This is a genomic window from Methanoculleus marisnigri JR1, from assembly GCF_000015825.1.
Lineage (GTDB): Archaea > Halobacteriota > Methanomicrobia > Methanomicrobiales > Methanoculleaceae > Methanoculleus > Methanoculleus marisnigri.
Genome location: NC_009051.1, coordinates 791,381 through 810,446 on the forward strand (window position 1 = coordinate 791,381; position 19,066 = coordinate 810,446).

The following is a 19,066-nucleotide window of genomic DNA, read 5'->3' on the forward strand; positions in this document are numbered from 1 at the left end:
CGTTCTCTTTACGCTATGCCTTTCTCCAGGTCGCCTGTCCAAAATTCATGCCGCATTTGCGGTTATCCGGTGATATTCTCTCTCACTTCGAGTCGCGGGAAACGGGAGGCGATACAAGAGCGCATCCGTTCAGCTTCGTTCCTGCGGTCGCCGCCGGTAAACGATGTGCTCTAGCCCGAGGACGGTGACGATGCCCACGACAAAGCCGTTCGTGAGCAGGGGGCGGATCATTGCCGGGAGACCTGCGGCGACCTCCGGAGGCAGGAAGGCCACCAGCGTCCCGAGAAGGAGGGGAATGCCGACGATCAGCCCTCCGTCGAACGTCCCGACCGCCCCGCTCTCCTGCCCGAGCATGAGCCCCGCTGCGATCTGGGCGGCCATGACGTAGGCGAGGACGACGCCGATGACCGGCGCGGGGATGCTCTCCAGGTAGCCGATGGCAAGCGGCGATGCGGCCATGAGCGCAATCGCTATCGCGGCCGGGACGAGGGCGAACCGGGACGCGCACCCGGTGGCGGCGATGATGCCCGGGGAGAGCGAGAAGTTCACCGGGCCGATCACTCCTGTAACGCCCGCGAGGGCGTTCCCGAGACCGGTGACGGCCACCCCGCGGTTCACCCGTTCGCCCATTCCGTCGGCCTTGAGCAAACTGCCCACCGACTGGATCGACCCGAGGTCGTTCGTGGCAAGCGCGAGGTAGCAGATCAGGAACGCTGCGAGCACCCCGGCGTCGGGCACGGCAAGCGGCGCGAGAAGGTTTTCAGGCAGCGCGACGAGGGCGGTATCCGCGGGCGGCAGGGAGACCGCACCGAAGAGGGCGATATAAACCGGGGTGCCGAGGAGGATCGCCCAGAGCGCCAGGGTCGATCGCCAGATGCCTCTAAGAAATCCGTGTGCGGCGAAGAGAGCGAGGGTGAGCCCGACGGCAAAGAGGAAGGTCTGCGTCGCCGGAACCGTGCCGCCGCCGTCCGTGATGAGATCGAGGATGGTGGGTGCGAGGGTGAACGCGATGAGCATGAGGACGACCGCGACCACCCGGGGCGTGAAGAGCCTCTGGAGGTGCCCGATGAGGCCGGTCGCCGCGAGACTGGCGAGGAGGAGCCCGCCGATCAGGATTGATGCGTTGATTGCCCCAAATCCTGCATCGAGGCTTGCAAGGATGCCGACCAGGAGCACCGTCGCCGGGCCGAGCACCAGAGGGAGCCTGTGCCCGAGATACACCTGCGCGAGCAGCACCAGCGCGACGAGAAGGAAGAGTCGCTGGAGGTACAGGACGGTCGATCCGTTGGCCTCGAGCCCGGCAACCACCCTGCCGATGATGAGGACGAGGGGAACGCTCACCGCGAGCCACTGCAGGCCGAAGATGAGGAGCGACGCCGGTCGCGGCCGGTCGTCGATGCCGTAAGCGAACTCCATGGTAGTGGCTCCTTTTAGAACCGCCGGACCCTGCAGCGGGTCTTGCGGCGCATGAAGGGAGTGTATCGTCCACGGCAAGATAGGATTTCCCATTCCCGTCTTTCATGGAAAAGTCACTTATTTACGCTCTGCACGGCGAATTATCTCTATGGTTACCAACGGTCATGCGACCGAACTTCTCCGCATGCCCCCCGATATCCGTCCCGTACTCTCCCGGCCCTGTGCCGTGCGGCGCGGGAGGAGGAGGCGGGTATGAGCGCCGTCGAGGTCCGGGGGCTCTCGCGCTCCTTCGACGACCGCGAGATCCTCCGCGACGTCTCGTTCACCGTCGGGCACGGCGAGATCTTCGGCTACCTCGGCCCGAACGGCGCCGGGAAGACCACGACAATCCGGATCCTGCTCGGCCTCCTTGCCCCCGGCGCGGGCGAGGTCCGGGTCCTCGGGAGGGATCTCGCCGTCGACGACGATGCGCGGGCGCGGGTCGGGGTGCTCTTCGAGAACAACGGTCTTGCCGACCGGATGAGCGCCGCCGGCAATCTGGCCTACTACGCCGGGCTCTACGGCGTCGAAGAGCCTGTGGAGAGGATCGACGAACTCCTCGCGCTCGTCGACCTCGCCGACCGGCGGGACGACCCGGTCGGGACGTTCTCGACCGGCATGAAGCGGAAGCTCGGTATCGCCCGGGCGATCCTCCACCGGCCCGAGGTGGTCTTCCTCGACGAACCCTCCTCCGGCCTCGATCCCGGCGCACAGAGGATGGTCCGCGACCTTATCGTCGAACTCTCCCGGCGGGAGGAGATGACCGTGTTCTTAAACTCCCACCACCTCGACGAAGTCCAGCGGATCTGCTCCACGGTCGCGATCCTCGCCGAGGGCAGGCTCCGGGCATTCGACTCGGTAGAGAACCTCACCAGGGCCTCCGGCCGCCCGGCCGTGACGGTCTCCCTCGCCGGTGCCGGCGAGGGCGCGTGCGAGGTCGTGGGGAACCTGCCGTACGTCACCGGGTGCGAACCGGACGGCGACGCCCTCCACTGCACCCTCGCCGACCCGGGTGCGACACCGGATCTCGTCGCGGCCCTCGTCGGGGCGGGGTTCCGGATCGAGGAAGTCCGCCGGTCGTCCCGGTCGCTTGAGGAGATCTATCTCGAACACGTCGGCCAGGCGGAGGGCGGGGCATGAGCACGCTCGCCGTCATCGCCCGGCGCGAGATAAGGCTCGCCCTCCGGAACCGGAGTGCCCTCATCGCGGCGCTCATCTTCGCCGTATGGTTCCCGGTCATGTCGGCCCTCGGGATCGCTGCAAGCGCCGGTGAAGACGCTACGGCCGTTGCCGGCGGCATCGCCGCAATCACCCTCCCGGTCGGGGCATTTATGGGCTATCTCTTCTGCGCCGACGCCTTCCTCCGGGAGAAGCGGGACGGCTCCATCGAGACGCTCCTCTGCACCCCGGTCTCTCTCCGCCGCCTCTGGGAGGGGAAGGCCGTCGGGGTCGCCGTGCCGGCGTACCTGATGACCCTTGCCTCGGCCGCAGTGACCATTGCGGTGGTTTACACCTTGTCGAGCGCTCCTATAGCCGGCGAACCCCTGCTCATCCTTCACCTCGCGGTCGTCGTCCCGGTCTGGATCGCCGCTGCGGCGGGGCTCATCGGCGCGGCCCAGCTCGCGCTCGGGATGCGGGAGAACCAGATCCTCGGGTTCGTCTTCATCTTCGGGTTCATCTTCCTCATCGTCGTGCTCCAGGGCGTCACACCGGGCGGGGGCCTCTCGGTGACGACGGAGGGTATTTTCGCGGCAGCAGGGCTCGCGCTCCTCGCTCTCGCCCGCTTCATCGCCGGGAAGGTGACGAAGGAGCGGATCGTCCGGACGATCCCGTGAGGTGGTAGGAGAGTAAAAGCCCCTCCACTTTTGGCCGGCCGATCTCTCTGCCGGAAGACAGTATGCTACCGAAGAACGACGGCAATGCAGGATGCCTGCGGCTGAGGCGGCTGGATCGTCCGGACCAAAAAGTATTGCCGGCCTCCCGGAGGGCCGGTGTGCTTACAGCGTCTCGCTGCCGTAGAGGTAGGGCCTGAGGGCCTTCGGGATCGTGACCGAGCCGTCCTCGTTCTGGTTGTTCTCGAGGATCGCCCGGATCGCGCGGGAGGTCGCGATCGCGGTGCTGTTCAGGGTATGCACGTAGCGCTTCTCGGTGAACTCGGTCGGGTTGCGCACCTTGATGTTCAGCCGAACCGCCTGGTAGGCCGTGCAGTTCGAGCAGGAGACCGCTTCGCGGTAGCGCTCCTCGCGCGGCATCCAGACCTCGAGGTCGTACTTCTTCGCGGCGACCGTCCCGATATCTCCCGTGCAGATCGAGACAATCCGGTAGGGAAGGCCGAGCCGCTGGAAGACCTCCTCGGCGTTCGCCATCAGTTCCTCGTGAAGGTCCCAGGACTGCTCCGGCGTCGCGTAGATGAACTGCTCCACCTTGTGGAACTGGTGGACCCGGAAGAGCCCTTTCGTATCGAGCCCGTGCGCCCCGATCTCGCGGCGGAAACACGGGCTCAGCCCCGCAAGCCGGAGCGGCAGATCCTTCTCCTCGAAGATCTCGTCGCAGTACATCGCGGCCATCGGGTGCTCGCTCGTCGCGATGAGGTACTCGTCCTCACCGTCGATCCTGTACATGACGTTCTCGAAGTCGGCGAGGTCGGTCACGCCCTCGTATGCGGCCCGGTTCATCATGTAGGGCGGAATGATCGGGGTATACCCGTGTTCGACGAGGATATCCATCGCGAACCGCTGGAGCGCCATATCGAGCAGGGCGAGCCTGCCCTTCAGGAAGTAGAACCCGGATCCGGCAATCTTCGCCGCGCGTTCGAAGTCCGCCCAACCGTGCTCGACGGCGAGCGCGCCGTGGTTCTCCAGGTCGAACGCAGGGATCTCCGGTTCGCCCCATCGCCGGATCTCGACGTTCTCGGAGTCGTCCTTGCCGACGGGCACGCTCTCGTGGAGGATGTTCGGGAGCCGCATCAGGCGGTAGCGTACCGCTTCGGTGAGCGTCTCGCGTTCCGTCTCCACCTCCTTGATCCGTTCCGGGAGGCCTGCGGCTTCGGCGAGGAGTTCGGTGATATCGTTCCCCGCCTTCCTCGCCTGGCTGATCTCGCGGGAAATGACGTTTCTCCGGTTGCGGAGATCCCCGATCGCAACGGTGAGTTCCCGTGCCCTCCTGTCCATCTCCAGCACCTCGTCGACCCAGGCCAGTTTCTCGGTGTCTCCTCTCTTCGTGAGGTCTGCCCGGACGATCTCGGGGTGTGCACGAACGAACTTCAACTCAAGCATACTGTCTCGTACGTACTTCGCCATGACGGTATATGGTCGTGTTGCCCTTCCTCGATGATGAACGCGGATGGCTCCCGGGCAGAGAGCCCGGACCCTGTCCCGCCGCTCCCGCACACGAAACCTACTCTTATAATTCCCGGCGAACCAACCCATTAGCATGGATAAGAACCAGAAGACCGTTCTGGTGGTGGGTGGCCTCATTGCGCTCGCGCTGTTCTTCATCGAGCCTTTTTTCGGCCTCATAGCGCTGGTGCTCATGATCGCTATCCTGATGAGCCTCCATATCATGGGAGACACGGGGAACTACCCGCTCGTCACCGTGGATCTCTCGGAGGATGCGCGGGAGATCATCGTCACCAATACGGGGACCGCGAAGGCGCAGAGGATCCATGTCGCCCTCGTCCCGCTCAACATCGAGTTCGAAGTCGCCTCGCTCGACCCTGACGAGGAATCCGGGTTCAACCTGCCGTCGATGGTCTCGGAGGCAAAAGCGGTCGTCACCTACGAAAACACCGAGGGACAGCAGTTCCAGCGCTCGTATCCGCTCACGGCGCTCGGGGCCGGGCGCGACCTCACCGAACCGCTCATTCCCATCTTCGGACGGCGGTGAAGGGTTAGGGGCGGGGGAAGGCAGCGTATTGATAACGGTGGACTGCCTCTGCCGGTCGCCCCACTATATCCTGCGGGTGCCAAAGCCTGCCGAAGCCTCGGGGTGTCTCGCCGATTGCTCATAGGGACACCACGAACCCGTGCACGGATTTCCATTGGATATCGCCACGGGGGGTGGGGACAATGGGGAGTGCGACCGAAGGGAGCATGAGAAGAACGAAGTTCTTCGAGGGGGGCGCACCCCCCTTCGCACCTCCGGTGCTCAAGCTCGCTTCGCTCGCACTCCCCGTCAGCCCCTCCTCGCACCCACCACGGTCCACTGCACCGGGCTTTTAATGAGTCCTGTCTGTCCGTCTATTGCAGCACGCATGCAGCGATCAAATCCCCCCAGGGAGGCCCGCGAAACCCGGCACCCCTTGATATCCGGGGGCGCTTTCCAAAAAAATGTTTTTCAGGACCCGAGATACTCGAGCGTCCGCGCGAGCGCGGCCGTCAGCTCCTCGTCCTTCTGCGCGTACTCGTAGAGCGCCCGGTAGAGGATGAAGACGAGCTCGTAGCCGTAGACCTCGAACGCCTCCTCCGGCGCGAGCGGCGCGAGGTATGAGTCCGTCCGGATATCGGTGTTGGTGTACATCAGTTCATGGAAGGCCCCGTCTTCGTCGAGAACACAGATCTGCGCATCGACGGGCTTTGTCGGGTCGTCGGGGCGGTAGGGGAGCGGGTCGCCTTTCCCGAGAACGATCATCTTCTTCTCGTAGAACTCCTGGTCGTAGAGATCCCCCGACGCTTCCCTCTTTGCGCGCCGGAGCATCTCGAGCCCGATCTGCTTCACGACCGGCGCCGTATCGGCGGCCATCCGCGCAAGAAGGGCACCCATGCTGCCCCGGAGTTCCGAGGCCGATTCTTCCTTCTTCGCCTGCAGTTCCTCAAGGGTTTCGAGGAGGCGGGCGTATCCCTCTTCGATGATCGGATCCATTGCTCACTCACCTCTTGCGTAAGCGGGCATAAGCGCACCGGTTTGTCCTGCTAGTCGCCCTGCCGGAGGCGCTCGGCCCCGAGGGCGCCCGCATACGCGAGCGTGCTCACGAGGATGATCGTCGCGCCCGAGGGGACGTCGAGGAGGTAGGAGAGCAGGATCCCCGCAACGGTGAAGACGATGCCGAGGATGACGGCGAGGAGCATCATGCTCCGGATGCGGGTGGTGTAGAGGCGGCTGATCGCCGCCGGGAGCGTCAGGAGCGCGATCACCAGGATGATCCCCACCACCCGGATCAGCATCACCACGGTGAGCGCAATCAGCACGAGGAGGAGGAGCGAGAGCCGCTCGACCGGGAGGTTCATGACCGTCGCGTAGTCCGGGTCGAACGTGATCGCCTGGAGCTCCCGGTAGAGGAGAGCCACGACGGCGACGATGATAACGACGAGCACCCCCATCAGCAGGATGTCTCCCCTTGGGACGAGGAGGATGTTCCCGAAGAGGTAGGAGAAGAGGTCGGGGGCGAATCCCGGTGTCAGGTAGACGAAGAGGATCCCGATGGCCATCCCCGCCGCCCAGACCGCGCCGATGATGGTGTCCATCTGCTGCCGGGCACGGAGCTGGAGCGTGCCCATCCCGAGCGCCGTCGCCACGGTGAACCCGGTCGCGCCGAGGAGCGGGTCTATCCCGAGGAAGTAGCCGAGGCCGATCCCCCCGAAGGCCGCATGGGATATGCCGCCGCTGACCGAGACCATCCGCCGCACCACGACGTAGGTGCCGATGATGCCGCAGGCCACGCTCGCGAGCACCCCGGCGATGAGGGCGTTCCTGAAGAACTCGAATCCGAGAATCTCGAACATACTCACTCCTCCTCCGTATGCTCCGAAAAGACCCGGTGCGGAACCCCGTGGGCGATGAGATCGACCGGGCAGTGGTATGCGGCTTCGAGCATATCCGGCGTGATCTCGTTCGTGTCGTGCGTGTAGAGGCGCCGGTTTAAACAGGCGACCCGGGTCACGTGCTCCGGGATCACCCCGATGTCGTGGGTCACGAGGACGATCGCCATCCGTTCGCGGAGTCGGTCGAGGATACTGTAGAACTGCGCCGCTGTCGGGGCGTCCACGTAGACCGTCGGTTCGTCGAGGAGCAGCACTTTCGGGTCGCCGACGAGCGCCCGGGCGATGATCGCCCGCTGCTGCTCCCCGCCGGAGAGATCCCGGATCTGCCGGTCGGCGAGATCGGCGATGCCCATCATCCTGAGCGCTTCCTCCGTCCGGGCATGGTCTTCGGCCCCGTAACGCCGCGGGAACCGGGTGATGTGGCCGAGGCGGCCGGAGATGACCATCTCCCGCACGGTGATGGGATACTCGAAGTCGAACGTCCGGAACTGGGGGACGTAACCGAGTTCCTTCCTCGCCGCCGCCCCCGTGCCGCCGAGGATCCTGACCGTGCCGCAGGAAGGTTGGAGGAGACCGAGGATCACCTTGAGAAGCGTCGTCTTCCCGCCGCCGTTCGGCCCGATGATCGCGTAGAAGTCGTCCTGGTGGACGGCGAGGTTCACGTCTTCGAGAACGGTATGGCCGCGCAGCCTGACTCGGACGTCCTCGACCTCGATCACGGGAATGGTCATGGTCTGCCGCTCTCCGCAAACGCCGAGGCCACGCGTTGCATGTTCGCGAGGTAGTCCTTCGCGAGCGGGCTCACCGTCACCACGGTGCCCCCGATCGCGTCCGCGATCACCTCAGCGCTCCGGGTGGAATGCTCGGGCGACGCGAATATCACCTTTATCTTCTCCTCCTCCGCCTGCTTGATGAGGTGCTCCAGCCTCTGCGGCGAGGGCTCCTTGCCCTCGCTCTCGATCGGCACTTCAGCAAAGCCGTAGTCCCGGGCGAGGTAGGCCCACGACGAGTGGTAGACCATGACCGTTTTCACTCCCGATGCGGCGAGCGCACCGGTGATCTCGGCGTCGAGGGCGTCGAGTTCCCCGAGGTAGGCATCGGCGTTCCGACGGTAGTCTTCGGCGTTCTCCGGATCAACCGCTATGAGCCCTTCGCGGATCTCCTCAACCATGACCCTCGCGTTCTTCGGGGACGTCCAGATGTGTGGATCGGCTCCCGCATGATCGCCCTCACCGGTCGCGATCAGGTCGACGCCGCACGAACAGTCGACGACCAGCATCCCGGGGTTCAGGGCGGCGATCTTATCCCGCCAGGCGAGTTCGAACTCGATCCCCGAACCGACCACGGCGTACATATCCGCCTCCGCGACGTCGGCGAGGACCCCCGGCGGGGGTTCGTAGGTGTGCGGGTCGGCTCCCGGCGGCACCAGCAGGATCACCCGGACGTGATCGCCGCCCACCCGTTCTACGAACTCCTCTTCGGGCGGTATGGTGACTGCGACGACGATTTTCCCGTCATTCTGCCGGTCGGTGCCGGTGCATCCCGCCGTGGCTGCCGCCAGCAAAAAGACCGTGAATACGGCTGCGACGAGAGATAGAGAAGTGGTATTGCTGTTGCCATTCGTCCCCATCGTTCTCCACTCCAAATTTGGTAGTTATCTAAATTTTCCCCGCGCCAGGAGACGTTCCGCCGTCACCCGCGGTACCCGCCGCGAGAACCGCAGCAGCGGTGATCGTGCTCGATCTCCCCGCAGACGCTCATTATCGGGTGCCCGAGCGACGTGCACATCCTGTCGGTGAGTTCCTTCGTGAAGCACTGCTCGATCTTCTTCGCTTCCCTGCAGGCCTCTTCGGGCTCGAGCCCGTGGCGGCTGAGCACCAGGGCGACGATCCGGTGACGGCGGACCAGGAACCGGGCGTATTCGGTGCCGAGCGTCGTGAGCCGCACCCCGTGGTAGGGCGTATGCTCGATGTATCCCGCTTTTGCAATATCCGTGAGCGCTTTCGTCACCGTCGAGGGCGCGACGGAGAAGTGGACGGCGATCTCGGTCGTCTTCACGACATTGCCCTGCATGTGGATGTACTTGAGGTATTCCGCCTTCTTTGAGGAGAGTTCTTGCCCGGTGATCCCCTGCATGGGAAGAGGATACGCCTTGACGGAAGAAAAAGTTTCGGTGGGGCTAAATCCCTTCGTCGCCGGAGGTGATCAGTCCGGCGGTGACGTAGTGCCGGCGGTTCCCGGTTATCGCAGCCTTCCCGGCAAACCCGAACGGGAGATCCTCTTTCACGACGACGTTGAGGTAGCAGGGGTTGCGGCAGACGGTCGATCCCGGCGCGTTCTTCTCGGTCGCGACGATCGATGTCTCCCGCCCGATCCAGCGCTCGTTGTAGGAGTCGTAGACCCGGTTTGCTTCGGCGAGCAGCGTCCGGGAGCGATCTTTGCGTATCCGCTCGGGGAGGTCTTTTAAGGCCGCGGCGGGCGTTCCGGGCCGCCGGGAGTAGCGGGTGATGTTCACCTTCACGAACGCCGCCCTCCGGAGGAGTTCGAGCGTCTGTGAAAACTCTTCGTCCGTCTCTCCGGGAAACCCGGTGATAAAGTCGGAGGAGATCATCATATCTGGATAACGCTCCCGGAACGCATCGACGATCCGGAGAACGTCGGCGGCAGTGTAGCCGCGTTGCATCCGCTCGAGGACGGTATCGGAGCCTGACTGGACGGGGAGGTGGAGGAATCGGAAGATCTTCTTGCTCTCGTAGGCGTCGACGAGGGGCTCAAGGATCCCGAGCACCGTGGCCGGGTGCATCATCCCCGGCCTGACGGCGAACCTCCCGGGGATCTCTGCTATCTCTTGCAGAAGATCGGGGAGCGACTCGCCCCGGTCAAGCCCCCATGCGGCCACGTCCTGCCCGGTCAGCTGGATCTCGCAGGCGCCTGAGGTGACGAGAGCCCGGACGGCGTCGGCGATCGCTTCGCGCGGTGCGCTTATCAGCCGCCCCCGGGCGAGCCGGGTGATGCAGTAACTGCACCGGCCGACGCATCCGCTCGCCACCTGCACCACGCCGGTTGCCCCCGGCCCCCGGGTGCCGACGCTGCCGGCACGTTCGTGGATCTCGTCCGGGCGGATGACGTGCGGCGTGCAGACCGAACGAATCTTATCCAGCTGGACGACCGGCATGCATCCGGTCACGTAGAGGTCGCGGTCGGCGAAGAGAGCGAGGCGCCGGAGCATCTTTCGTTCGGTCGCGCCGATCACCGTGCAGGTGTTGACGATGACGGCGTCCGCCTCTTCCGGGTGTTCGGTCATGGTGCAGCCGAGCCCGTCCAGTATCGCCGCGAGCCTCTGTGTGTCGGCATGGTTGTAGGTGCACCCGTAGGTCTCGATGTAGACCCGTCTATCCTGCAGTCCCTCAAACGTGATGGCGATCGACTCCCCCTGCGCGCGGTCGGTGGCCGGCCCGGGTTCCCGGCGGTCCGGTCACCCCTATCGGTCGGAGGATAGTTTCCTCCTCTTTCGACCGGATTCGTGACGAGCACAATACTTAAACGCTGACATTACAACTTCTTTATTCGATGATTAAAATAGGGTTGCTAGGATGCGGCAACGTCGGGCATATCATCGCCACACACGCCGAGAGCATCCAGGTCACCGCCGTCTTCGATATCATCCCCGGGCGGGCGGAGACACTCGCGGCACTCTGCCATGCCCGGCCCTACACGGACTTCGACGCCTTCATGCAAGAGGACTTCTCGATCGTCGTGGAAGCCGCCTCGGTCGACGCCGTCAGGATATATAGCGAAGCGGTCCTCCGGTCGGGGCGAGACATCGCCGTGCTCTCCGCGGGAGCTCTCGCGGACGACGAGTTCCGCGAGCACCTCATCGAGGTCGCACGGGAGATGGGAAAGAAGATCCGCATCCCGAGCGGCGCCATCGTCGGACTCGACAACCTCAAGGTCGGCCAGATCTCGCCGCCGACGCAACTCCTCCTGCGGACGACGAAACCTCCCGCGTCGCTCGGGATGACCGCCGAAGCTCCGACCGAGATATTTAAGGGGCTGGCACACGAGTGTATAAAACAATACCCTAAAAACATCAACGTCGCGGTAGCGCTGGGACTCGCTGCCGGCAGGGACGCCGACGTGGAACTCTGGGTCGACCCTGCGGCGGAGAGGAACATCCACGAGTTATTCGTCGAGGGAGACTTCGGGGACATCTACGTCCGGGTCAGGAACGTCCCGAGCCCCGATAACCCGGCGACGAGTTATATGGCGGCCCTCTCCATCCTGACGCTCTTAAAGAACCTCGAGAACCCTCTGGTGGTGGGTACGTAACAATGGAAAAGGAGATTCGTGCGCTCAAGGCCGGGAAGAACGCAGTCGTCATGGCGCATAACTACCAGCCCATGGAGATTCAGGGACTCGCCGACGTGGTGGGCGACAGCCTCGAGCTCGCGGTGAAGGCGAAGGAGACCGCGGCGGACCTGCTCGTCGTCTGCGGCGTCCGATTCATGGCCGAGACGGCAAAGATCCTCAACCCCGACCGGAAGGTGGTCATCCCCGTAGAGGACGCAGGATGCCCGCTTGCCGATTTCCTGACCCCGGAGATGATCCGGGAGGCACGCCGGCAGCACCCCGACGCGGCTGTGGTGGTCTACGTCAACAGCACGGCGGAGAGCAAGGCGCTCGCCGACATCACCTGCACCTCGGCAAACGCGGTCCGGGTTGTCCGGTCGCTCCCAAACGACACCATCCTCTTCGGGCCGGACGCAAACCTCGCGGCATACGTCCAGCGGGAGCTCCCCGAAAAGACGATCATTCCCCTGCCTCCCGGCGGCCACTGCTACGTCCATACGGGGTTCACCCTTGCCGACGTCGAGGCGGCCCGGAAGAAAGGCGGTCAGATCGTCTGCCACCCCGAATGCCCGCCGGAAGTCCAGGAGCAGGCCGACCGGATAGCCTCCACGGGGGGCATGGTCCGGGACGCCGCGGCCGGCGGGGACGAGCCCTGGTGGGTCTTCACCGAGCGGGAGATGGCTTCACGCCTGCGGTTGCTTTACCCCGGAAGGGTCTTTTACGAGAAGCCGGAGGCTGTCTGCGCGGATATGAAGAGGATCTCGCTTGCCGACCTCCGCCGGGCACTCGAGTCCGAGGAGCACGAGGTCGTCCTCCCTCCCGAAGTCATGGACCGGGCGCGGCGGGCGATCGAGCGGATGATCGCCGTCGGAGCGTGATGCGGATGATCCCGATCGAGGATCTGCTCCGTTTTGTCCGGGAGGATGCGCCGTGGGGCGACGTCACCTCTGAGACGGTCGTCCCCGACGTCGCCTGCCGGGCGGTGATCCGGGCGAAGGATGCAGGGGTCATCGCCGGCCTCGAGGAGGCACGGGCGCTCTTCGAGCATTACGGGGTCGCCGTGCGTCAGCGCATCCCCGACGGGAGACCGGTTGCTCCCGGAGCGGTTCTCCTCGAACTCGAAGGCCGCGCGAGGGCGATCCTTCTCCTGGAGCGGACGGCGCTCAACATCATCGGGCGGATGAGCGGGATTGCGACCCGGACCCGGGAATCTGTCGACGCCGTCCGGGCGGTCTCCCCCGCCGTGCGGGTTGCCGCGACCCGGAAGACCGCTCCGGGACTCCGGATGCTCGATAAGAAGGCGGTGGTTCTCGGCGGGGGTGACCCGCACCGCTACTGCCTCTCGGACATGGTCCTGATCAAGGATAACCATCTCGCGCTGGTGCCGCTCCCGGAGGCGATCCGGAAGGCAAAGGAGCGGAGCCGCTACCGGGCGGTCGAGGTGGAGGTCGAGACTGCACGGGATGCCGTCACGGCAGCAGTTGCCGGTGCCGACATCATCCTTCTCGACAATATGGCGCCGGACGCCGTCCGGGAGACGGTCGGGACGCTGGCTGCCCGCGGTCTCCGGGAACAGGTCACCCTCGAGGTCTCGGGAGGCGTCGCCGGCGGCGATCTTGCCGGGTATGCCGCGGCCGGGATCGATATCATCAGCATGGGTGCGCTCACCCATACGGTCAGGAACTTCGACGTGAGCCTGGATATCCTGAAAGGCGCGGGTACCGTCAGGCTTTCATAAAAAGAGACGGTTCAGGATGCAGTCTGGGTATCTTCCATCGTGAGTTCGTCCAGAAACGGCATCAGCCCTTTGACGTACGGCACGAGTTTGCCCTCTTCTGTCCTGAGTTCCCCGTAGGCCACGACTTCGATGACCAGCGGGAGCTCGTCCAGGCGCCGGGTGAAGAGGGGATCCTCTTCGCCGGCGTACCGGAGGAACGCGTTCAGGTCGACGAACGGGCGTTCCGTTTCGGGCACACCGCCGTATTCCTGCAGGTCTTCCCGGAGCGTGGAGTCTCTGGCCAGATCACCCTCGAAGTAGAGGAAGACGTGAAAGTTGTGGCGGCGACCCATTGCATCAAGGTCTCTGATATCGATCTTCGCTCCGGCAACGACGCCGAGACGCTCCAGATCCGGGGGAAACGCCGTCCCCTCCGGTGTAACCGTCGAACTCTCCATACTATGGTGAAGGCAGGGAGAGTAGAAAAATGCACCCCTGTGAGCATCTCCCGTGGCAAAACCTTATGCCCGGCCGACCCCAGTTGGGCGTGAGGTGGCCTATGGCAGGGAGGGATCCGCCGGTGCCGGGGAGAGAGACCGAAGGTCTCGATAGGGAGAAGGTACTCCACAGACACCTTTCGATGCTTGCGTCCGGGAATCTCAATGAACGGTGGCGGGCTGCGGAGGCGCTCGGGGAACTCGGCGACAGCCGCGCGGTGCGGCCGCTCATCGAGGCACTGGAGGACGAACATGTCGAGGTACGGTGGAAGGCGGCGAAGGCGCTCGGGATCCTCGATGGACGCGAACCTGTCCTCCCGCTGATAGGGAGCCTGGAAGACGACAGCCTCTGGGTTCGGATGGGGGCGGCCTGGGCGCTCGGGAAGATCGGCGATCCCCGGGCGGTCGAGCCGTTGATCCGGCTGCTCGACGATGCAAAACCCCGGGTCAGGAGGATGGCGGCCTGGGCGCTCGGCCGGATAGGCAACCCGCGGGCCCGGGAACCCCTTTTACGCCTCCTCGGGGACGCCGACCGCGATGTCAGGGTTGCCGGCAGGCAGGCGCTCGACGAGATCGGAACCGAGCGGGAGATCCCGACCGTCTGAAGGGGCGGCTCTGTCTGGAACCTTCGCCCGCCGGTGTTCCGAACTGCCGTTTTCGTCCCGTATGCGTTTATTATTCAGGAACGTCTTCTTATATCTGACAGGGTGTTGCAATCAGTTTATGTGCCGAACTGAGCGCCCGGGAGGAGATTTGTACGGATATATTCATGAAGTGCGCCGTAGAGGAGGCGGAAGCGGGTCTGCGGGAAGGCGGAATACCTATCGGCTCGGTGCTGGTGCGCGACGGCCGGATCATCGGTCGTGGCCGGAACCGCCGCGTCCAGAATGACGACCCCGTGCTCCACGCCGAGATCGACTGCCTGAGGAACGCCGGGAGGATCGGTAGCTACGCGGAGTGTACGCTCTACTCCACGCTGATGCCCTGCTACCTCTGCGCGGGAGCGGCCGTCCAGTTCGGGATCGGGAAGGTCGTCGCCGGGGAATCGGTGAATTTCGCGGGAGCGCGGGAGTTCCTCGAGTCGCACGGGGTCGAGGTGCTCGATCTCGACCTCGACGTCTGCAAGGCGATGATGGGCACGTTCATCGAACAGCATCCCGACCTCTGGTACGAGGATATCGGGGAGTTGTGAGGCGGTTTATGACCGGGGACAGGTTGCTCCGTTACGCCGTCGTTGCCGCCGCCTTCCTTCTTGTCGGGGCCTGTATCGGCCTTGCGGTCGCTCCCTTCCCGGCCGCGCCCGTATCGGAGGGAGGAGCCGATAGGGATACGCTCTTTCAGGTCTCGACCATCGACGCGCTCCTCCAGGGGACCTACGACGGCAGCATGACGTTCGACGAGCTCGCGAGGCACGGGGACTTCGGGATCGGGTGCGGCGACCGGCTCGACGGGGAACTGATCGGCGTCGACGGCGAGTGGTACCTGATCCGGGTCGATGGGCGGGCCTATCCGGTTGACGGGGACGCGACGACGCCGTTCGCGGCCGCGACCTTCTTCGATTCGGACATGACGGTCGCGATCGACGAGCCGATGAACCTGGCCGCTCTCGAGAGCCGGGTGCAGGCGGAGCTCCCCTCGAAGAATCTCTTCTACGCTATCCGGGTGGACGGCACCTTCCCGCATCTGGTGACCCGGAGCGTGCCCGCCCAGGAGAAGCCGTACCCGCGGCTCGCCGATGTGACGGCGAACCAGACGGTCTTTACGCTCGAGAACGTCACCGGAACGGCTGTCGGGTTCTGGACGCCGGACCTCGCAGAGGGGATCAATGTCCCCGGCTACCACCTTCACTTCATCACGGACGACCGTACCGCCGGCGGCCACGTGCTCGATATGATCCTGGCGGAGGGCACCGTGCAGGTCGACACCACGATGAACTTCACCATGGCGCTCCCGTCCGGCGGCGACTTCTTAACGGTCGATCTCTCGGGAGACCTCTCGGAAGATCTCGAGCAGGTGGAATGAGCCCGAGGGACCACTTTTTTTCTCGCACCTGATGGTGCTTGAGTTCTGGTTTTCACGACCTGTTTCCGGATAAGGCTACAGGCCTCACGCGAAGAGCGACGGATGTCTCATCCGGAGCGTAACTCACAATCAACTTGGTCTTCGCGGCTTCGCGTGAGATGGTGGGGCTGAGCAACGATACGGTCTCACGCGAAGGACGCGAAGCCGCGAAGGGAACTCCGCATCACCGCGGCCAGAAAAAAGGATGGTTACCGGACGACGAGCAGCGGCGGTCTGACCGCACCGCCGATCTGTTCGAGCAGGGCGGTGATCCGGGACTTTCCGCTCCTGCCGAAAGCACCCATGACGATCAGCCCGTATTCGCTGGAGTTTGCCTCCTTGAGAATCTCGTCCCTGATTGCGCCTTCGACAATCTTTGAGGAGCATCGAACCCTCTCACCCTGGTAGCGGGAGAGGATGCTGTTCTGGTCATCCTCGATGCTCTTTCGCATATCTTTCCATATCCGGCCTTCGTAGTCCTTCAACTGCTCGCAGATTCCACTCTGGGCGCAGAAGTTGAATGCCATCGTCTTTGCCTCCGCGATATCCAGTACCGAGAAGAGGACTACCTCGGCATTCTTCCGCTTTGCCAATCCAATCGCATGCAGAGCCGCCTTCTGGCTCCACTTCGAACCATCGATAAGCACGAGAATTTTCATGTCGTTCACATCGCAAATTTCAGCCAGAGCATTCCAAGACCTACCGCCACCGTCACGAAGAGCACGAGCATACCCACCTTCAGGAAGTCGATGAACGTGATGCCGATCCCCTCGCGCTCGGCGATACCGATGACGACGACGTTCGCCGACGCTCCGATGGCGGTTCCGTTCCCCCCGAGGCACGCACCGAGAGCGAGCGACCACCAGAGCGGGTAGACGTCCATCGTCGTCCCCAGGTCGTGGATGAGCGGGATCATCGCCGCGGTGAGGGGGATGTTGTCCACGATTGCCGAGGCGATCGCGGCGAACCAGGCCACGATAAACATCGCCTCACCGGTCGAACCGACGTTCTCGATCATGACCGAGGCGATGCTCGAGATGATGCCGGTCTCGACGAGGGCACCGACGATGATGAAGAGCCCGCCGAAGAAGAAGAGGGCCGGCCACTCGATCTTCTCGAAGATCTCCTCCGGCGACTGCCTGCTCCAGAAGAGGAGGGTCGCCGCACCGATGAGGGCCACCTCTGCGGGTTCGAGCCCCATCGCCGGGTCGACGAACGGCAGGACGACGTGCAGGATCTCTCCGATCCGGTCGTGGACAAAGAAGAGGAGGACCACGAAGGCGATTACTGCCACCGACTTGTTGAAGAGCGACCTGTCGGTGACCGCCGCCCGCTCGTCCAGGCCGTTGAGCGTCCGGACCAGCTCCTGCCGCTCTTCGGCGCTCACCCTCATCGACCTGCCGTAAATGACGTACATCATCAGGAGGAGGATCGCCATGTCGACGATCATGATGGGCCCGAGATGGATGATGAACTCGTTGAACGTCAGTCCCGCAGACGACGCGATCATGATGTTCGGCGGGTCGCCGATGAGCGTCGCAGCCCCGCCGACGTTTGAGGAGAAGATCTCCGTGACAAGGAAGGGAATGGGGTTGAGGTTCATCACCCTCGCGACATAGAGGAGCATCGGGGTGAGGAGAAGGACCGTGGTGACGTTGTCGAGGAACGCGCTCACGATCGCGGTCACGATCGCAAAGAGGACGAGAACCCGGATGGGGCTGCCTTTCGCGAGTTTCGCCGTCCTTATCGCGATATATTCGAAGAGGCCGCTGCCCCGCGCGGTGTTGACGATGATCATCATCCCGAGGAGCAGGAAGATCGTCCCGAAGTCGACGTGCTCGAGGAGGGCCTCCCAGGGAACGATTCCGACGAAGACCACGATCGCCGCACCGAGCATGGCGGCGACCGCCCGGTGGATCCGCTCGTCGATGATGAGTGCGTAGGTGAAGAGAAAGACCGCTACCGCGATCAGCGCCACTGCTTCCATCCGTGCACCCTTCAGTAGATGAGCGCGGGAGTCTCCACCCGCTGGCAGATGCGCAGAACGATCGGGCTTACCGAGGCGTCGGTCGACTCCCCGTCGGCGTAGCGGCGGCAGAGCGCGACCATGTCGTGGTTCTTCGCCATCCGGACGACGTCGTCGCCCTTATGTCCGACAAACATCCGTGTCTGGGTCGAAAAGCCGTATTCTTCGAGTTTGGCTGCAGTCCGTTCGAGGAGTTTCCGGCCGTACTCTTCCTTCTTTTTCCGGAACTCCTCCGTCGATTCACGGTCGAGCGCCTGTTCCAGGAGTTCGATCACCTCGGTGTCGGTGATGTAGGCGAGCGAGATCGTGGCGTCGTAGGCGGAGAGCACGTCGATTGCTTCGTCGGTGATGTCGTGAACGAAGAAGTCGAGCGGTACCAGGATCGACCTGATCTCGGGGACGAGCATCTCCTCGTCGGTCAGCAGGAACTCGCCGTAGTCCTTCAGGACCGAGTCGTACCGCCTTCCGACGATATCTTTGAACTTTCGCTGGATCAAGGAAGAAGAGTATCCCATCGTGATCTAGGTTTCCCGGCACGCTCGTTTAATACTTTTGTTTGCCTGGTTCCTGTCGAAAAGCCTGAAGACGCTCGCCCGGCGGGAGTTTTCGGCAGTGGGGATCGAATCTATGAGAGATGCACCGGGTTTTGTCGTCATCGCCCGCCTAATGACGCGAGCGCCTCCCTGCAGGCCGGACAGAGCATCTTTCTCTTTCTGTCCAGTTCGTCCAGGGTTCTCGGCCGGAACATGACGCACTCGGAGTTTTCGCAGTGGTCGAGCCCGAGGAGATGCCCGAGTTCGTGCGCGCCCTCTTTTGCCGTCCGGTCGATGAGGTCGGTGTCGTCCGGCGTCCTGCCGTAGTAGTCGTTCCCGAGGCGGGCGGTCGAGACGACGGCGACGCCGCATGCCGGCCGTGCGAGGCCGAAGACGAAGTCGCATCCGTTGACGTAGAGGTCGCGGGAGGTGACGAGCAGCAGGGGGCCGTCGATATCGTACCTGCGCGTGAGGGTGTCCTGCAGGCGATCCAGGATCTTTTGAGCATCGTGCTGGTTGCGGTTCCGGTCGTAACCGTCGATGAGAAACGGGTATTCGACGAGTTCGGGTTCTTTCCCGAGGATCATCGCGATCATCCGGACGACCGGGAGCTCGACACCTACCGGTGCCTGCGGGTCCCAAAGAATATTGATGCCCATTACCTAATC

General features: G+C 63.9%; 22 protein-coding genes. 9 read left to right on the top strand and 13 right to left on the bottom strand.

The genetic code is table 11. The features are described 5' to 3' along the window. Positions 1-129: 129 nt before the first annotated feature. Entirely contained in the window at positions 130-1,416 is a 1,287-nt protein-coding gene (locus tag MEMAR_RS03955; RefSeq protein WP_011843652.1) for a uracil-xanthine permease family protein, read from the bottom strand. 252 nt (positions 1,417-1,668) lie between these two features. Here MEMAR_RS03955 and MEMAR_RS03960 point away from each other — a divergent pair, with 252 nt between their 5' ends. Both MEMAR_RS03960 and MEMAR_RS03965 read left to right on the top strand, forming a co-directional pair. After that, the gene (locus tag MEMAR_RS03960; RefSeq protein WP_011843653.1) at positions 1,669-2,595 is read left to right on the top strand and encodes an ABC transporter ATP-binding protein; all 927 of its coding nucleotides are present in this window, start codon (positions 1,669-1,671) and stop codon (positions 2,593-2,595) included. Beyond that, positions 2,592-3,290 carry an ABC transporter permease gene (locus MEMAR_RS03965; protein ID WP_011843654.1) on the top strand — a complete coding sequence of 233 codons (699 nt, stop codon included), beginning with the start codon at positions 2,592-2,594 and terminating at the stop codon, positions 3,288-3,290. Before MEMAR_RS03960 ends, MEMAR_RS03965 begins: the two co-directional genes overlap by 4 nt. Before the next feature lie 162 nt (positions 3,291-3,452). Here MEMAR_RS03965 and serS read toward each other — a convergent pair whose 3' ends face one another. Further along, positions 3,453-4,730, bottom strand: coding sequence for a serine--tRNA ligase (serS, locus tag MEMAR_RS03970; RefSeq protein ID WP_011843655.1), 1,278 nt, complete (start codon positions 4,728-4,730; stop codon positions 3,453-3,455). 157 nt (positions 4,731-4,887) lie between these two features. On the opposite strand from serS, the gene MEMAR_RS03975 reads away from it, so the two are divergent. Then, on the top strand, positions 4,888-5,340 hold the full coding sequence (locus tag MEMAR_RS03975; RefSeq protein ID WP_011843656.1) for a hypothetical protein: 453 nt from the start codon (positions 4,888-4,890) through the stop codon (positions 5,338-5,340). A gap of 450 nt (positions 5,341-5,790) precedes the next feature. On the opposite strand, the gene MEMAR_RS03980 is transcribed toward MEMAR_RS03975, so the two are convergent. The 6 genes from MEMAR_RS03980 to MEMAR_RS04005 form a co-directional block, all read right to left on the bottom strand. Continuing rightward, positions 5,791-6,315, bottom strand: coding sequence for a hypothetical protein (locus MEMAR_RS03980; protein ID WP_011843657.1), 525 nt, complete (start codon positions 6,313-6,315; stop codon positions 5,791-5,793). A gap of 50 nt (positions 6,316-6,365) precedes the next feature. Then, a complete protein-coding gene (locus MEMAR_RS03985; protein WP_011843658.1) occupies positions 6,366-7,175 on the bottom strand; it encodes a metal ABC transporter permease in 810 nt (269 codons plus the stop codon). A 2-nt stretch (positions 7,176-7,177) separates the two neighbouring features. After that, complete coding sequence (locus MEMAR_RS03990; protein WP_011843659.1) at positions 7,178-7,945, bottom strand: metal ABC transporter ATP-binding protein; 768 nt, start codon at positions 7,943-7,945, stop codon at positions 7,178-7,180. Beyond that, the gene (locus MEMAR_RS03995) at positions 7,942-8,844 is read right to left on the bottom strand and encodes a metal ABC transporter solute-binding protein, Zn/Mn family (RefSeq protein WP_011843660.1); all 903 of its coding nucleotides are present in this window, start codon (positions 8,842-8,844) and stop codon (positions 7,942-7,944) included. The genes MEMAR_RS03990 and MEMAR_RS03995 overlap by 4 nt, the downstream gene beginning before the upstream one ends. Positions 8,845-8,906: 62 nt before the next feature. Beyond that, positions 8,907-9,350 carry a metal-dependent transcriptional regulator gene (locus MEMAR_RS04000; RefSeq protein WP_011843661.1) on the bottom strand — a complete coding sequence of 148 codons (444 nt, stop codon included), beginning with the start codon at positions 9,348-9,350 and terminating at the stop codon, positions 8,907-8,909. A 43-nt stretch (positions 9,351-9,393) separates the two neighbouring features. Continuing rightward, positions 9,394-10,638: a tRNA (N(6)-L-threonylcarbamoyladenosine(37)-C(2))-methylthiotransferase gene (locus tag MEMAR_RS04005; protein WP_052291850.1), complete on the bottom strand. Its 1,245-nt coding sequence runs from the start codon at positions 10,636-10,638 to the stop codon at positions 9,394-9,396. A 146-nt stretch (positions 10,639-10,784) separates the two neighbouring features. On the opposite strand from MEMAR_RS04005, the gene nadX reads away from it, so the two are divergent. Genes nadX through nadC form a run of 3 tightly spaced genes read left to right on the top strand, consistent with a single transcriptional unit; the run spans position 10,785 to position 13,302 of the window. Further along, complete coding sequence (nadX, locus tag MEMAR_RS04010; protein ID WP_011843663.1) at positions 10,785-11,543, top strand: aspartate dehydrogenase; 759 nt, start codon at positions 10,785-10,787, stop codon at positions 11,541-11,543. A 2-nt stretch (positions 11,544-11,545) separates the two neighbouring features. Continuing rightward, a complete protein-coding gene (nadA, locus tag MEMAR_RS04015) occupies positions 11,546-12,442 on the top strand; it encodes a quinolinate synthase NadA (protein WP_011843664.1) in 897 nt (298 codons plus the stop codon). Positions 12,443-12,447: 5 nt separating this feature from the next. Continuing rightward, positions 12,448-13,302, top strand: coding sequence for a carboxylating nicotinate-nucleotide diphosphorylase (gene nadC / locus MEMAR_RS04020; protein ID WP_048063926.1), 855 nt, complete (start codon positions 12,448-12,450; stop codon positions 13,300-13,302). 11 nt (positions 13,303-13,313) lie between these two features. On the opposite strand, the gene MEMAR_RS04025 is transcribed toward nadC, so the two are convergent. After that, the gene (locus MEMAR_RS04025; protein WP_011843666.1) at positions 13,314-13,739 is read right to left on the bottom strand and encodes a hypothetical protein; all 426 of its coding nucleotides are present in this window, start codon (positions 13,737-13,739) and stop codon (positions 13,314-13,316) included. Between the two features lie 101 nt (positions 13,740-13,840). On the opposite strand from MEMAR_RS04025, the gene MEMAR_RS04030 reads away from it, so the two are divergent. From MEMAR_RS04030 to budA, 3 genes are all read left to right on the top strand, one after another. Next, the gene (locus MEMAR_RS04030; RefSeq protein WP_011843667.1) at positions 13,841-14,383 is read left to right on the top strand and encodes a HEAT repeat domain-containing protein; all 543 of its coding nucleotides are present in this window, start codon (positions 13,841-13,843) and stop codon (positions 14,381-14,383) included. A 164-nt stretch (positions 14,384-14,547) separates the two neighbouring features. Then, positions 14,548-14,970: a nucleoside deaminase gene (locus MEMAR_RS04035; protein ID WP_011843668.1), complete on the top strand. Its 423-nt coding sequence runs from the start codon at positions 14,548-14,550 to the stop codon at positions 14,968-14,970. Positions 14,971-14,978: 8 nt separating this feature from the next. Continuing rightward, the gene (gene budA, locus MEMAR_RS04040) at positions 14,979-15,800 is read left to right on the top strand and encodes an acetolactate decarboxylase (protein WP_011843669.1); all 822 of its coding nucleotides are present in this window, start codon (positions 14,979-14,981) and stop codon (positions 15,798-15,800) included. A 248-nt stretch (positions 15,801-16,048) separates the two neighbouring features. Here the strand turns inward: budA and MEMAR_RS04045 are convergent, their stop codons facing one another. The 4 genes from MEMAR_RS04045 to MEMAR_RS04060 form a co-directional block, all read right to left on the bottom strand. Next, complete coding sequence (locus MEMAR_RS04045) at positions 16,049-16,498, bottom strand: universal stress protein (protein WP_011843670.1); 450 nt, start codon at positions 16,496-16,498, stop codon at positions 16,049-16,051. A gap of 5 nt (positions 16,499-16,503) precedes the next feature. Continuing rightward, positions 16,504-17,826, bottom strand: a complete 1,323-nt coding sequence (locus MEMAR_RS04050) for an ArsB/NhaD family transporter (protein ID WP_011843671.1) — start codon at positions 17,824-17,826, stop codon at positions 16,504-16,506. Positions 17,827-17,837: 11 nt separating this feature from the next. Then, positions 17,838-18,362 (bottom strand): universal stress protein, encoded by a 525-nt coding sequence (locus MEMAR_RS04055; RefSeq protein ID WP_245526647.1) that lies wholly within the window; start codon positions 18,360-18,362, stop codon positions 17,838-17,840. 155 nt (positions 18,363-18,517) lie between these two features. After that, a complete protein-coding gene (locus MEMAR_RS04060; RefSeq protein ID WP_048063744.1) occupies positions 18,518-19,057 on the bottom strand; it encodes an archaemetzincin family Zn-dependent metalloprotease in 540 nt (179 codons plus the stop codon). Positions 19,058-19,066: the final 9 nt, after the last annotated feature.

Excerpts from the sequence above, each read along its gene's own strand:
- serS (WP_011843655.1), bottom strand. The coding sequence starts at position 4,730 with ATGCTTGAGTTGAAGTTCGTTCGTGCACACCCCGAGATCGTCCGGGCA.
- nadC (WP_048063926.1), top strand. The coding sequence starts at position 12,448 with ATGATCCCGATCGAGGATCTGCTCCGTTTTGTCCGGGAGGATGCGCCG.
- MEMAR_RS04025 (WP_011843666.1), bottom strand. The coding sequence starts at position 13,739 with ATGGAGAGTTCGACGGTTACACCGGAGGGGACGGCGTTTCCCCCGGAT.
- MEMAR_RS04060 (WP_048063744.1), bottom strand. The coding sequence starts at position 19,057 with ATGGGCATCAATATTCTTTGGGACCCGCAGGCACCGGTAGGTGTCGAG.
- MEMAR_RS04000 (WP_011843661.1), bottom strand. The coding sequence starts at position 9,350 with ATGCAGGGGATCACCGGGCAAGAACTCTCCTCAAAGAAGGCGGAATAC.
- MEMAR_RS03975 (WP_011843656.1), top strand. The coding sequence starts at position 4,888 with ATGGATAAGAACCAGAAGACCGTTCTGGTGGTGGGTGGCCTCATTGCG.
- budA (WP_011843669.1), top strand. The coding sequence starts at position 14,979 with ATGACCGGGGACAGGTTGCTCCGTTACGCCGTCGTTGCCGCCGCCTTC.
- nadX (WP_011843663.1), top strand. The coding sequence starts at position 10,785 with ATGATTAAAATAGGGTTGCTAGGATGCGGCAACGTCGGGCATATCATC.
- MEMAR_RS03955 (WP_011843652.1), bottom strand. The coding sequence starts at position 1,416 with ATGGAGTTCGCTTACGGCATCGACGACCGGCCGCGACCGGCGTCGCTC.
- MEMAR_RS04030 (WP_011843667.1), top strand. The coding sequence starts at position 13,841 with ATGGCAGGGAGGGATCCGCCGGTGCCGGGGAGAGAGACCGAAGGTCTC.
- MEMAR_RS03980 (WP_011843657.1), bottom strand. The coding sequence starts at position 6,315 with ATGGATCCGATCATCGAAGAGGGATACGCCCGCCTCCTCGAAACCCTT.
- MEMAR_RS03960 (WP_011843653.1), top strand. The coding sequence starts at position 1,669 with ATGAGCGCCGTCGAGGTCCGGGGGCTCTCGCGCTCCTTCGACGACCGC.
- MEMAR_RS04035 (WP_011843668.1), top strand. The coding sequence starts at position 14,548 with ATGAAGTGCGCCGTAGAGGAGGCGGAAGCGGGTCTGCGGGAAGGCGGA.
- MEMAR_RS04045 (WP_011843670.1), bottom strand. The coding sequence starts at position 16,498 with ATGAAAATTCTCGTGCTTATCGATGGTTCGAAGTGGAGCCAGAAGGCG.
- MEMAR_RS03990 (WP_011843659.1), bottom strand. The coding sequence starts at position 7,945 with ATGACCATTCCCGTGATCGAGGTCGAGGACGTCCGAGTCAGGCTGCGC.
- nadA (WP_011843664.1), top strand. The coding sequence starts at position 11,546 with ATGGAAAAGGAGATTCGTGCGCTCAAGGCCGGGAAGAACGCAGTCGTC.
- MEMAR_RS04050 (WP_011843671.1), bottom strand. The coding sequence starts at position 17,826 with ATGGAAGCAGTGGCGCTGATCGCGGTAGCGGTCTTTCTCTTCACCTAC.
- MEMAR_RS03965 (WP_011843654.1), top strand. The coding sequence starts at position 2,592 with ATGAGCACGCTCGCCGTCATCGCCCGGCGCGAGATAAGGCTCGCCCTC.
- MEMAR_RS03995 (WP_011843660.1), bottom strand. The coding sequence starts at position 8,844 with ATGGGGACGAATGGCAACAGCAATACCACTTCTCTATCTCTCGTCGCA.
- MEMAR_RS03985 (WP_011843658.1), bottom strand. The coding sequence starts at position 7,175 with ATGTTCGAGATTCTCGGATTCGAGTTCTTCAGGAACGCCCTCATCGCC.